Annotated in this window: 10 protein-coding genes; 7 read left to right on the forward strand and 3 right to left on the reverse strand. The window is 48.1% G+C overall.

The window, feature by feature from the left end:
- Positions 1 to 3 precede the first annotated feature (3 nt).
- The 4 genes from H7F15_RS14250 (at position 4) to H7F15_RS14265 (ending at position 4,186) form a co-directional block, all read left to right on the forward strand.
- Complete coding sequence (locus tag H7F15_RS14250; RefSeq protein WP_185197662.1) at positions 4 to 1,008, forward strand: type IX secretion system membrane protein PorP/SprF; 1,005 nt, start codon at positions 4 to 6, stop codon at positions 1,006 to 1,008.
- A gap of 912 nt (positions 1,009 to 1,920) precedes the next feature.
- On the forward strand, positions 1,921 to 2,457 hold the full coding sequence (locus H7F15_RS14255; RefSeq protein WP_185197663.1) for a hypothetical protein: 537 nt from the start codon (positions 1,921 to 1,923) through the stop codon (positions 2,455 to 2,457).
- An 18-nt stretch (positions 2,458 to 2,475) separates the two neighbouring features.
- The gene (locus H7F15_RS14260; RefSeq protein ID WP_185197664.1) at positions 2,476 to 2,883 is read left to right on the forward strand and encodes a DUF2721 domain-containing protein; all 408 of its coding nucleotides are present in this window, start codon (positions 2,476 to 2,478) and stop codon (positions 2,881 to 2,883) included.
- 85 nt (positions 2,884 to 2,968) lie between these two features.
- Positions 2,969 to 4,186, forward strand: coding sequence for an S-adenosylmethionine:tRNA ribosyltransferase-isomerase (locus tag H7F15_RS14265; protein WP_185197665.1), 1,218 nt, complete (start codon positions 2,969 to 2,971; stop codon positions 4,184 to 4,186).
- A gap of 421 nt (positions 4,187 to 4,607) precedes the next feature.
- Here H7F15_RS14265 and H7F15_RS14270 read toward each other — a convergent pair whose 3' ends face one another.
- The 3 genes from H7F15_RS14270 to H7F15_RS14280 form a co-directional block, all read right to left on the reverse strand.
- On the reverse strand, positions 4,608 to 6,008 hold the full coding sequence (locus tag H7F15_RS14270) for a M20/M25/M40 family metallo-hydrolase (protein WP_185197666.1): 1,401 nt from the start codon (positions 6,006 to 6,008) through the stop codon (positions 4,608 to 4,610).
- Positions 6,009 to 6,334: 326 nt separating this feature from the next.
- On the reverse strand, positions 6,335 to 6,631 hold the full coding sequence (locus tag H7F15_RS14275; RefSeq protein ID WP_185197667.1) for a barstar family protein: 297 nt from the start codon (positions 6,629 to 6,631) through the stop codon (positions 6,335 to 6,337).
- Positions 6,632 to 6,661: 30 nt separating this feature from the next.
- Positions 6,662 to 7,657: a DUF1028 domain-containing protein gene (locus H7F15_RS14280; protein ID WP_185197668.1), complete on the reverse strand. Its 996-nt coding sequence runs from the start codon at positions 7,655 to 7,657 to the stop codon at positions 6,662 to 6,664.
- A gap of 202 nt (positions 7,658 to 7,859) precedes the next feature.
- Between H7F15_RS14280 and H7F15_RS14285 the strand changes: the two genes are divergently transcribed.
- From H7F15_RS14285 to H7F15_RS14295, 3 genes are all read left to right on the forward strand, one after another.
- The gene (locus tag H7F15_RS14285) at positions 7,860 to 8,645 is read left to right on the forward strand and encodes an NYN domain-containing protein (protein ID WP_185197669.1); all 786 of its coding nucleotides are present in this window, start codon (positions 7,860 to 7,862) and stop codon (positions 8,643 to 8,645) included.
- Between the two features lie 53 nt (positions 8,646 to 8,698).
- Entirely contained in the window at positions 8,699 to 9,553 is an 855-nt protein-coding gene (locus H7F15_RS14290) for a dienelactone hydrolase family protein (protein WP_185197670.1), read from the forward strand.
- A 474-nt stretch (positions 9,554 to 10,027) separates the two neighbouring features.
- Positions 10,028 to 12,757 (forward strand): S8/S53 family peptidase, encoded by a 2,730-nt coding sequence (locus H7F15_RS14295; protein WP_185197671.1) that lies wholly within the window; start codon positions 10,028 to 10,030, stop codon positions 12,755 to 12,757.
- Positions 12,758 to 12,780: the final 23 nt, after the last annotated feature.

The raw sequence follows: 12,780 nt of genomic DNA on the forward strand, positions 1-12,780 counted from the left end.
GCTATGAAACGTATTTTAACTATAGTAGTGGCACTGGTTGCCGCAGCAGGCACCACACTGGCGCAGCAGCGCCCCCAGTACACGCAGTATGCGCTAAACAATTTCCTGACAAACCCGGCAGTGGGTGGTATCGAAAGTTATGCCGACCTGCGCACGAGTTACCGTGGCCAGTGGGCTGGGGTGGAAGGTGCTCCAGAAACGTTTTATGTTACCTTTCATGGCTCCATCGGCAACCCCGATAATGCCAAGACTTCTCCTAAGTCCAGGAAGTCGAACAAGTATGGCTTCTCAAGTCGCAACAGCTATAAAAAGGCGGTGCCGCACCATGGAGTAGGCGCTGTAGTACAGGTAGATCAGGCGGGCTTACTAAAAACCTCCACGTTTAATGCGACCTACGCGTATCACCAGCCGCTTACCCGCTACATTACACTGTCAAGCGGCTTGGCAGGCGGCTTAACGCAGTACAACGTGGATGTAAACCGCGCGCAGGTACTCGACCCAAGCGACCCCTACCTGGTAGGCGGCAACTTATCGGCTACGAAAGTGGATGTAGGTGTTGGTTTATGGTTGTACAGCCCTGACTTCTATGTGGGTTTGTCGGGCATGCAACTGCTGAAGAGCAAGCAGGAAATTGTTGCTTCTGATGATCCGGCCATGAACCTGGAGCCACACTTTTACGGCACCGCCGGTTTACGTTTCCAGACGTCTCCTGATCTGGCAGTCGTTCCATCCATCATGGTTAAGGCAACCGGCAACACGACGCCCGCCATCGATCTGAACCTGCGGGCCTTGTATGCACAGTATGTTTGGGGTGGCGTTTCGTACCGCCACAACGATGCCTGGGCAGTAATGGCCGGCGTAAACCTGAACCACCTGTTTGATGTGGGTTATTCTTATGAAGTTGCTACCTCCAGCATGAGCCGCGTAAGCGCCGGTAGCCACGAAGTTGTAGTCGGTTTTAAGCTGAACAACGCCGCCAAAGTGCTGTGTCCGCAGTGGGTATGGTAGGTTTGCAGGTGATCTTATAGTTTAAAACTCCCGGTAACTGTATAGTTGCCGGGAGTTTTTGCTTTGTCTGGATCAGGATTTACAGGATTGAAGGATTTTCAGGATTTGGGCTGTTGCTATAGTTTAGGCTATAGTTCTATAGTTGAGAAATAACCCACCCCTACCCCTCCCAAGAGGGGAATTACTGCCTCTCCTAAAGTTACCACTATAGTTTTATAGATAAGTTTGGTCCAACCACCCCTGCCCCCTTCAAAGGGGGACTTTCTGCCTTTGCTAAAGTTTAAGCTATAGTTTTATAGTTACGGTTGGTCCAACCACCCCTGCCCCTCCTTATCCAAGGAGGGGAACTCTGATGCTGCTATAGTTTAAACTATAGTTCTATAGTTACAGACCAAGAGCAGGACAGGTTTACCTGTCCCTACGGAACTATAGCCATGAGAAAAACCGATCTGCTCTAGCCAAGAGCAATTCAGAAACTATAGTTAAGGCAGCAGCTATCGAATATGATCTCAGTCTTTGGGTTGAGCGCCTTGTAGATTTCCGGTGCTGAAAGCATTGCGAGGCACGAGCAAAGGAAATGTACACCGCGCGATGCCCGAAGACGGGGCCTCCCGGCCAAGGAGGGTGCCAAGCTAAATATAAAACTATAGGTTCATAGAGCTGCCAGGAATAAAAGAAGCTATGAAATAAACGGCTTGTGTCGAGTTGTAGGCAAAGTCAACTATAGCACCAGACACTAGCAGGAGCTGCGCACCCTGCTAGGTCTTTACAAACTATAAGCTGTGATAGATTTCTCATTTCATACCAAACTTTACTACAAACCAACTGATCATCAGAAATAAAAGAACCATTTTGGCGTAAACTATGATTTAAACCGAAACTACTACCTTTGCAAACTATAAACCATGAACTATGAGCGCCAGAAACCTACAGCTATTACTTGAAACCGCCTATGACACCGAGAACCCGCAGGTTTTTGAAGAAGGTGCTACCAATGTGTATCAGAAGTTTGAAGCCGAATACCGCAACTACACGAAAACACAAAAACCAACGCAGGAACTCAATTTCCTGTTTGAGCGCGTACGGCTGGGGGTTGCGATTGCCTTTGTAAAAGCCTATACCCGGCTGGCCGATAACGAAACCAGCGTAGAGGCGCTGCAGGTACTCCAGGATGCCATTAGAGCCAAAAGCTCCAAGGAGATCGACAAGATCGTGCAGAAAAAGATTGCGGTATTTGATAACCTGTACCACGAAATATTTGTGAATGAAGAGCGTCAGCAGATACTCGCCCTGTTTGAAGCCACACTGGATGCAGGTGCCAAAGAAGAACTGGACGAACTGATGATCGAAGGTCTGGAACTGCTGACAGCTATAGATTTTGAGCACCATGCCCAGCAGGACGATGATGACGAGCCGCTGGATGAGGACTTTCTGAAAAGCATACAGTAGCACAACTATAGCTTGCCCATGGAAATCACCCTGACTACTCCTGCCCTGCTGTTTCCGGCTATTTCGTTGTTGCTGCTGGCGTATACCAACCGTTTTCTGGCCCTCGCTGGCCTGATCAGGAGTTTAAAGCAGCGGTATGCCACCACACAAAGCCATATCGTTTACGGGCAGATAGAAAACCTCAGAACACGGCTGTTACTGATCCGCAACATGCAGGCATTTGGCATAGCCAGTATATTCGGCTGTGTGTTCTGTATGTTTGTCTTATTTGCAGGCTACGAGACCATAGGAAAATATGTATTCGGGCTAAGCCTTTTGCTTTTACTGATATCATTGGCGTTAGCGCTCCGCGAAATTCAGATATCCGTAAACGCCCTGACCCTGGAACTGAACGACCTGGAAGAAAGCGCTGAAAACAGCCGGTAATCAGTTAAGAGTTAAAGGTGAACAGTTAACTAAACATGACTCCACACAACTCTTAACTCATAACTCTAAACTCTTAACTATAAAAATGTCCGATCCTAAAAAGCTGGCGATAAAAGATTTTGTGTACGAGCTGCCAGACGACCGAATTGCCAAATTCCCGCTACCTGAGCGCGACCAATCTAAGCTACTGTACTATAAAAGCGGAACTATAGCTGACCATACCTTTACTGATTTACCGGACCTTTTGCCTGCCGATACCTTACTGGTTTTTAACGATACCAAGGTGGTGCAGGCGCGATTGCTTTTTCAGAAAGAGACAGGTGGTATAGTTGAGATTTTTTGCCTGGAGCCTGTAAAACCACACGCCGAAGTGCAGTTGGCCATGCAGCAAACAGAAGGCTGTACCTGGAAGTGTTTAGTTGGAAATAACAAGCGCTGGAAAAGCGGCAAACTATACGTGCACTTTGATGGCGGAACTATAACAGCGGAGCGTGAGGCACAACAGGACGGACATTTCCTTATAAACTTTGCCTGGGAGCCAGCCAATTTAACCTTTGCAGAAGTGTTGGAACGCTGTGGCAAACTGCCCCTGCCTCCATACTTAAACCGCGACCTCACCCCCGACGACCGTACCCGTTACCAGACCATTTATGCCAATCAGGAAGGCGCCGTAGCTGCCCCAACTGCCGGCCTGCACTTTACCGACAGGGTAATGGCAACTATAAAAGCCAAAGGCATCACTACCGCTTACTTAACACTGCACGTTGGCGCGGGCACCTTTAAGCCAGTTAAGGCTGATGTAATGGAAGCGCACGAGATGCACGCCGAACAACTATACCTGACCAAAGATTTTATAGTTCAGCTCCTGCATCAGGTGGAGCAAGGCAAACCAGTTATTCCGGTGGGTACTACCAGTATGCGTTCTCTGGAGAGTTTGTATTGGCTGGGTGTCAAAGTATACCAGCAACCAGACCTGCCAAAAGATCAGCTGCACATTACCCAGTGGTTTGCTTATGAAAAGAGTGATCTGCCCACTCCAGCCGAAGCTTTAACCGCTCTTCTGAACTACATGACTAACTATAACACAAACCACCTGCACGCCAGCACCCAGATCATCATTGCGCCCGGCTATAGTTTCAGGATCTGCAGTGGATTGGTTACCAATTTCCACCAGCCGGAAAGTACGCTGTTACTGTTAGTTTCAGCGTTGATTGGCGAGAATTGGAGAAAGATTTACCAACACGCGTTGGATAACAACTATAGATTTCTGAGCTACGGCGATAGTTCGCTACTGCTACCGTAGTATGAAATTAGATATATTTTATTGAAAAAGCATAGGCTGCCACTGGCGCGAGCTTGTAGCTCGTGCTTTAATTACACAATTAAAACAGTACGAGCTACAAGCTCGCACTAGCGGAGGATTAATGGGAATTTTATGGAATGTAGAGACGCAATACCTTGCGTCTCCGCTATGAAACTTACAGGTTTGGACCGGATTAACTTTACAATGCAACTATAGCCCAGCAAGTCTAGAGACTCGCACCCACTGGGTGGCACCAGCTGGATACTGGCCCCAGGAAACAGTAAAAACTCATCCTGTAGATCCTAAAATCCTGTAAATCCTGATTCAGACAAAAAAAATGCCTGCCTTGGATAACCAAAACAGGCATTTTCTATAGCTCGGAGATCCATCTTCAAATCTCCAAATTCTCAAATCTCCAAATCTACAAACCGTACTGCGAGATCAGGTAAACCAGCGATGCCATGGAGGCAGCACCTAACTGCATTTCGCGGCGGTTTACGGTTTCAAAGGTGTCGATATCGGTGTGGTGGTAATCGAAGTAACGTTGTGAATCGGGTTTAAAACCGATAAGGGCTACGGTACCCTGTCCTTTCAGCGGGCCAATGTCAGCGCCACCGTGTCCGGCACCGATCTCGTGCAGGCCGTAAGGAGTCAGCAATGGTTTCCAGGTCAGTGCTTTCTGTATCTGGGCTGGAGTGGCCTCCATTCCGAAACCGCGTGGGGTAAATCCACCGGCATCCGACTCAATGGCTGCAATATGGTTCTCGCCTTTTGCTTTGGCTTCTTCAGCGTACTTACGACCACCGCGTAAACCGTTCTCTTCGTTCATATACAGCACAGCACGTATAGTTCTTTTTGGCTTGATACCAAGATCCTTAAACAGACGCAGCACTTCCATGGATTGCACAACACCAGTTCCATCGTCGTGCGCGCCTTCGCCCAGATCCCATGAATCCAGGTGGCCGCCAACAACTATAATTTCATCCGGTTTTTCAGTGCCTTTCAGTTCCCCGATCACATTGTAAGACAGCACTTCCGGCAGGTTCTCGCAGGTCATGCGCATGTAAAACTTCAGGTTCGGATCGTTCTTAAGTTGTTTGCTCAGCAGTTCAGCGCCTTTTGTACTGATAGCTGCAGCCGGAATTTTATCAACGCCATCCTGGTAACGCGTGTTGCCTGTGTGGGGTACCTCCTGAATCTCGTTGGCCATAGATCGAACTATAACCGCTACAGCACCCAGTTTTGCAGCAGCCACCGGGCCACCGCCACGCTGATCAACTGCGCCACTATAGGCCGCCATCGTCTGTACGTGGGTGTTATCGAAAGCACGGTTAAAGAAAACGATCTTGCCCTTTACTTTTTTCTTGCCCAGTTTCTCCAGTTCTTCAAAGTTGTGTACTTCCACTACTTCGGCAGTAAGGCCGCTTTCGCCGGTGCCTATTGAAGAGCCAAGCGCTGCAATATTTACATCCGTAGAGCCAACCTGTCCGCTCAGGATGCGGCCAATCTCTTTATCGCCGCGCACCCAATGTGGCACCATTACTTCCTGTAGATACACCCTGTCGAGGCCCATCTTGTTCATTACCTGTCTGCCCCACTCTACGGCAGCGGCAGCTTGCGGCGAGCCACTCAGGCGCGCGCCAATGTTCTTGGTAAGGTAACGCAGGTCTTCGTAGCTTTTGGTGCTGGTCAGGGCGTTGTCGTAGATCTGCTTTATAGTTGCAGAATCGGAAGGTGCAACGGGGTTGTTTGCCATGGCGGGCACAGCTGCTATAGTTGCAGCAGCCAACAGCCAGTGACGTAGTCTGTTCTTAAATAACATTATGTAGGTGAGTTGTTTAGTTAGGTTGTTTTGTTTGTGCCTATAAGTTAGAAAAATGTTTTCGGAGTTATAACATATAGATAAGGCTATACTTTTACTTTCCTGCAGATTTTATAGTTTGTCGGGGTTAGGTGTAGTTTTATGCAACTGCTGTTTCGGACATCCTTGTCCGAAACCCATCTGCTCCAGACGTCCACGTTATTCGTAAAGCGGGGACAAGGATGTCCCCAGCAGGTTTATTTCCGGACAAGGATGTCCGGAAGAGCAGCGATAGTATTCTAAATTAAAGGTCTATGTATGCTGTTATTCTTAAGTATACTTTTGATCTAAATATTAATGGAAATCAATAAAGAAGGGCTTTCACCAACATCAATTTTGCGATAATTGATAAATGCCGCTCGTTCAAGTAATGCTTCAAGTATTTCAGGAGCTATTTCTTTTAGAAGTTTACCATTTTCAATATGAATTAGAATTTGCTCCTCAGCAGATAATTCATCCAAACAGTCTATCCATGCATTCATATTTTCTCCATAATATTCTGGAAATCCCAAAACTCTTTTAAATTCTTTATGGAATGAAAGCCAGTCTGTTAGGTTCTCAGCTTTAAGAATAAACTTCTTCATAATCAAAAATTCAGCGTAAGGAACACTCTCCTACTTCACTTCCATAATCTTTTTCAAATCCTGCGGCTTTAAGGTGAGTAAGCCAACTTCCGGTAAGCGGGTGGTGAGTTCTTTCCAGTTATCGTCTTTCTTGTAAACTTCGCGGAGCAGTTTGGCTGCACCGTTAATATCTCCGTTGTTGGCTAAGGTAATGGCGTGCCAGTATTTCATCTCGAGGTTGTTCGGGAACATGGTTTCGGCTTTACCATACTCTTCCATGGCTTTGTCCATCTGACCTTTTTCTACGGCAAGGTCGCCGTTGTTCATGTGTTCGTAAGCACGGTATACTTTCAGAAGTCTTGCTAATTCATCCAGCGGCTTTTCATGATCGTCTACGCGCAGATCTATCGTTACATCATCCCAGGGCTGGTCTGTTTTTTTACCTTTTACCACCATTAGAACTGCTGATTGCTTGCCCCGGATATCACCTCCTTCGCGTTCGGCTGCCTGCATGCCCAGCAACACACGCTCAGCCAGTGGCTTGCCCGTACTTTGCTCGAATGCTTTTGCCATGGCCGGCCACACTTTGTCGGTCAGCATCATGTTGGCCTGCACCGAGAAGTTTTTGCCCGTAATATGCCCGGCATAGCGGATGCAGTTTTTACCGGTATGCGTCGCCACGCGGCCCTGCGCATCCAAAATGGAAACCTGGCGCACTTCACGCCCCTCATCATCTTTTAAAAGGATAGCCAGGGCTTCTTCCGGGGTTTTGCCTTGTTTTAAAAGCTCCAGTCCGCGCAAACCAAACGACTTGTTTGTGAAAGATTGTGTAGCCACCACACCAACCCCGGCCTCTACCCAAGGCACAGCCGTACCCACCGAAAACCAATGACTCTGTACGCCCACAGCCATCTCGCCGGTCTCAGGGTCGCGGGCAACTATAGAATAGGTGTGGGCCAGTGGCTCTTCGGCTTTAAACACCTGTGCACGCGCAGCAGGCATTGCCAGGCAGCAAACCGATGCCACCGTATAAAGCGTCTTTTTCATGAAGTTCAGGTTCATAAGAGAAGTATAAATGCTTTAACTATACCTTAACTAAGGCAAGGATGTTGAGCAAACAAACTATAACTTCCTGAGCAGCAGCACCCGGAATTTTACAGCCACAACTTCGCTCCAACGTATAAGTATACTATAAAAATCAAACAGCTACAATACAGGCCGCAAACAGCCGCCAACTAATACCCTATACATGAGAAACCCTTATCCTGAAAAAAAGAAACACCGCCTGGCTATACTGATAGATGGCGATAATGCACAACCCAGCCTTATAGTTAAGTTAATGGCCGAAGCCGGAAAATACGGCCAGATAACCATCCGTAGAATATACGGCGACTGGACCACCCCACAAATGAACGGCTGGAAAGAATGCCTGAACAATCACGCCATACAACCCATCCAGCAGTTCCGCTACACCATCGGAAAAAACGCCACCGACTCAGCTCTAATTATTGATGCCATGGACCTGCTGCACAGCGGGCTGGTAGACGGTTTCTGTATCGTTTCGTCGGACTCTGACTATACCCGACTGGCAACCAGAATAAGAGAAGCCGGCATTTTTGTAATGGGCATCGGGCAGCGCAAAACACCGAAGCCGTTCGTGAATGCCTGCAATATTTTCATCTTCACCGAAAACCTGGTGGATAATATTGAAGAAAAACAGATCGCGGAAGCTGAGAAATCACCGGAAAATGGTAACGGACACGCAAGGCCAAACCCGATACCGTTGCTAAAAGAAGCCTTTAGTATGGCTGCCGACGAAGATGGCTGGGCACACCTGGGAGCCATAGGTGTAAACCTGCGCCAGCTCGACCCCAGCTTCGACCCGCGCACCTTTGGCTATGGACAATTGCTTCAACTTATAAAAGCCCATAAAGACCTGTTCACGATCCGGAAAGAAGACGACAAAGGGCCTTCGGCGGTGTATGTAAAGCGGGCCAGCAGAAAACGTAACAGCCGGAAACAGGAGGTTGAGTAATCTGTAATGAGTAGCGGGTAATGAATTATGAGTAATCACTAAACTATAAACCTATGGAAAAGCTATTCTTCGTTTTTGTTATTTTACTGCTGAGCATGCCTGTGGCTTTTGCCCAGCAAAAAATGAGCTGCTGCGCAAAACCAGCCTCCGATGCTACCACACAGTTTGCCATGCTGGGCAGCGATAAAAACTTTCAGGCGAAGCACGACAACCCGCTACCCTTTACCCTGCAGAACCAGAAAGGCAAAATGGTGACCTTTAAAACACCTGATGGCAAAACCGGCAGTGCCTACGAAATAAAAGCACCTAAAAAGACCGATGATTACCTGCTTGTTTTCCATGAGTGGTGGGGCCTGAACGATTATATAAAACAGGAAGCCGAGCGACTGGCAAAAGAACTCGGTAACGTAAACGTGCTGGCCCTGGACCTGTATGATGGCCGTGTGGCTGCAGAACGCGAGAAAGCCGTGGAATACATGCAGTCGGTTACGCCGGAGCGCGGCAAAGCCATTATAAACGGAGCGATTGCCTACGCCGGTAAAGACCCGGACATAGCAACTATAGGCTGGTGCTTTGGTGGTAGCTGGTCGTTGCAGGCAGCCATAGAGGCCGGCGATAAAGCCGAGGCTGCTGTTATTTACTATGGCATGCCGGAGCGCGACGTGGAACGACTCAAAAAACTGGACGCCCCTGTACTGGGCATCTTCGCAAAACAGGATGGCTCCATTACCCCGGAAGTTGTGGCTGATTTTGAGCAGAAAATGAAGCAGGCGGATAAAAAGGTAACTATAAAAATGTATGATGCCGTACACGCCTTCGCCAACCCCAGCAACCCGAAGTATGACAAACAGGCCGCAGAAGATGCACATAAATTAGCTATCGAGTTTCTGAAGAAACATCTGGATTAGCTAAAACCCTAACAAACTATAGTTAACTATACGAAAGTGGCAGCCAGTATATGGCTGCCACTTTTATTTTAAACCCCTCAGCATCCTCGCTAACTATCCGGCAACTATAGCCTTTACTCCTTTCAGTTATTGCATTTCAACTCCGTAAAACCTATCTCTTTAATTTAAAAATGCTAATTAATAATATAACTATTTTTGTTTAACATAAAAACTATAGTTTGCCTCTATTGCTGCTTCAGTTCATATTTGGCAATTGCCCCATCCTGTAATATTTACATCCCTACAACCTTCCTAAAAATCTAATTAACAGCATTTTAATTACCATTCAGCATTTTTTATCTCTTATTTCTCAACGATGTTTAAACAAGCATAGTACAAGTCTACTTTAAGCGCAACCTTAAACAATACAACACTAATAAACCCTAATTTTATAATTATTTCAATATTATGTAACACTTTTAACTCACCTTACCTATGACTAAAATTTTAAGTCTTATTATGTTATGCTTCTTTCTGACGGGTAACATAAGCGCACAAAATAAACTGGATAGCGAGCTGAAGAGCTTGCTGCAAACCACTACCGGCTCTGTCGGGGTTATCGTGACCTTCCACGGTAATACTGCTCCTACTCCTACTCACCTGCAACTGCTTAACACACTTGGCATTACCAAAGGCGTAACATTCAAGTCGTTACCTATTGCAGGCGTACTGGCCACTGCTTCGCAAATTGCAGCCCTGGAGCAAAACCCTGCAGTACGCTCCGTCTACCTCAACAAAAAACTTACTTACTTCAACTATAACGGCACACACTTAACCGGCGTGCGGAAAATACGCACCGATAAGGAAATGACTGCACGCAATAATGGCATGCCCGTTTCAGGTAAAGGTGTAGGCGTGATGATCAACGACAGTGGTGTGGATGGTACACACGACGACCTTAAATTCGGGACGCACCTGGTGCAGAACGTGTTAGGTGCCACTAACCTTAACTCACTGGACGCTATGCTACCGGTAACATGGCTGGAAAACGTACCAAACACTGACAATAACTCTGGTCACGGCACACATTGCGCCGGCTCTGTTGGCGGCACAGGTGCAAAATCCGGTGGTTTATATGAGGGCGCTGCTCCCGGTGCACACCTGATCGGCTATGGTTCAGGCGCTGCCTTGTTTGTACTGGATGCGATTGGAGGTTTCGATTATGCCCTTACGCACCAGTACCAGTACGGCATCCGCGTTATCTCTAACTCATGGGGTACAAGCGGCGATTTTGACCCGAACAACCCGGTAAACGTGGCTTCTAAAATTGCTTACGACCGTGGCATTGTGTCGCTTTTTGCAGCCGGTAACGATGGTCCGAGCTCTGATACGCACAACCCGTATGCTATTGCGCCCTGGGTAATTTCGGTTGGCGCCGGTGATAAAGACGGTCGTCTGGCTGATTTCTCATCGAGAGGTGTGAAAGGCGAAGGCGGCACATTTACTATAGATGGCGAAACCTGGACTTTTGAAAACAGACCAACTATAGTTGCACCTGGTGTAGACATTGTTTCTACGAGAGTTATCGGCCCAGTTGCCTCCCTGGAAGTGCAGCAGGATGTAGAGAAATTAGACCCGGCGCACGTACCATTCTACACCCACATGAGCGGTACCTCCATGGCTACCCCACATGCCGCCGGTATAGTTGCCCTGATGCTGGAGGCCAATCCATCGTTATCGCCAGCGCAGGTGAAAGAGATATTGCAGAAAACAGCTACCAATATGCCAGGCCATGAGTCGTGGGAAGTGGGTGCAGGTTATGTAAATGCCTATGCCGCCGTAGATCATATTTTCCGCAACAGTACTTATGGAACTTACGCCAACTATACCCGCAACTTCAGCAGCAAGGTAAACACCAGCTCCGAAACCACACCGTTTACAATAGATTATAACCCGCTGCTTACGGCTACAAACCAGATCACTTTTACTGTTGCAGAAGGCACCAACAGCATAGAAGCCAAGATTGATGCCGGCGGTTTATTAGGCCAGACCGGTAACCCGGTTAACCTTATCCTGTTGGGCCCCGACGGCAGTGAATACCGCGCAGGCATACCTGTTGCCTTTGCCTTGTATTATGACAGAGGCGTTGCTGTAGCCGCTCCGGCACCCGGCACCTGGACCCTGAAAGTAGAAGGACTGAATGGCATAGCCTTACCTGAAACTATAAACGGCACCCTGAATGTGCAGCGCGTAACCGGTACCAGCGGCCTGAACGATATTGCCGGCCACCCGGCAGAAGCATCTATTAAAATGGCTGTGGGCGCACGCCTAGTAGATGGCCTTAACGGAAGCTATAAACCAGACGAGTATTTAAAACGCATCCAGTTAGCCGATTACCTGCTGATGGGCCAGGGCATCCGCCAGTTCCTGCCAACCAACGGCGCTGTTACCTTCTCCGACCTGAAAGGTAGTGAAGTACTGTTAGGCGAATCGGTGGCGGCCAAAGGCGCTGCACTGAGAGACCGACTTTATGCTTACAACGGCGTAATGCTGCCAACCAGCACAGGTAAGTTCTCGCCGACAGGCAACGTGAACAGGGTCAGTCTGGCTTACTCGCTGGTGCAGGCATTGGGCTTGCAGGAGTTTGCCCTCGAACGCAACGGAAAAACCGTAACGGTTACCGTAGATGGTAAACAGATCCCGATCGAGGATGCCAAACAGATACCAGCTGGTTTGGAAGGATATGTAAGCGTAGCCCTGGAGTTAGGCTTGATAAATGCTTACTATAGTGTAACGCAGGGCCCGCTGGATCTTTTCCCGAAACTGCATGCCACCTTTAAGCCACTTCAGAATGTTACCCGCGCCGAATTTGCCGTTATAGTTACCCGAACCCACGCCAGCTGGAACAACGTTACGCAGCCACTGGCCACTACCTCTTCATCAGCACTGCAGACGGCAGGCATGCAATGGGAAGAGAGCTATGCTTACCCGAACCCAAGTACCGGCCTGAGTACTATTACTTATTCTGTTACTGCAGAAGGCCCGGTATCGGTAGAGGTGTTTGATGTGATGGGCCGCAAAATACAGACATTACTTACCGAAAAGCATCCTGCCGGCCGTCACGCGCTGCAGTTTGATGGCAGCCGCCTGCCAAGCGGCACCTACCTGTACCGCATCACCGAGAATGGTAGAACTACAGCCAACAGAATGATGATTACGCGTTAAAGCTTACAAAATGGTTTTATGGT

The organism is Pontibacter sp. Tf4 (genome assembly GCF_014212495.1).
Taxonomy (GTDB): domain Bacteria; phylum Bacteroidota; class Bacteroidia; order Cytophagales; family Hymenobacteraceae; genus Pontibacter.

Coding starts and splice junctions, on each gene's coding strand:
- H7F15_RS14290 (WP_185197670.1), top strand. CDS start 8,699: ATGGAAAAGCTATTCTTCGTTTTTGTTATTTTACTGCTGAGCATGCCT.
- H7F15_RS14265 (WP_185197665.1), top strand. CDS start 2,969: ATGTCCGATCCTAAAAAGCTGGCGATAAAAGATTTTGTGTACGAGCTG.
- H7F15_RS14260 (WP_185197664.1), top strand. CDS start 2,476: ATGGAAATCACCCTGACTACTCCTGCCCTGCTGTTTCCGGCTATTTCG.
- H7F15_RS14285 (WP_185197669.1), top strand. CDS start 7,860: ATGAGAAACCCTTATCCTGAAAAAAAGAAACACCGCCTGGCTATACTG.
- H7F15_RS14255 (WP_185197663.1), top strand. CDS start 1,921: ATGAGCGCCAGAAACCTACAGCTATTACTTGAAACCGCCTATGACACC.
- H7F15_RS14270 (WP_185197666.1), bottom strand. CDS start 6,008: ATGTTATTTAAGAACAGACTACGTCACTGGCTGTTGGCTGCTGCAACT.
- H7F15_RS14275 (WP_185197667.1), bottom strand. CDS start 6,631: ATGAAGAAGTTTATTCTTAAAGCTGAGAACCTAACAGACTGGCTTTCA.
- H7F15_RS14295 (WP_185197671.1), top strand. CDS start 10,028: ATGACTAAAATTTTAAGTCTTATTATGTTATGCTTCTTTCTGACGGGT.
- H7F15_RS14250 (WP_185197662.1), top strand. CDS start 4: ATGAAACGTATTTTAACTATAGTAGTGGCACTGGTTGCCGCAGCAGGC.
- H7F15_RS14280 (WP_185197668.1), bottom strand. CDS start 7,657: ATGAAAAAGACGCTTTATACGGTGGCATCGGTTTGCTGCCTGGCAATG.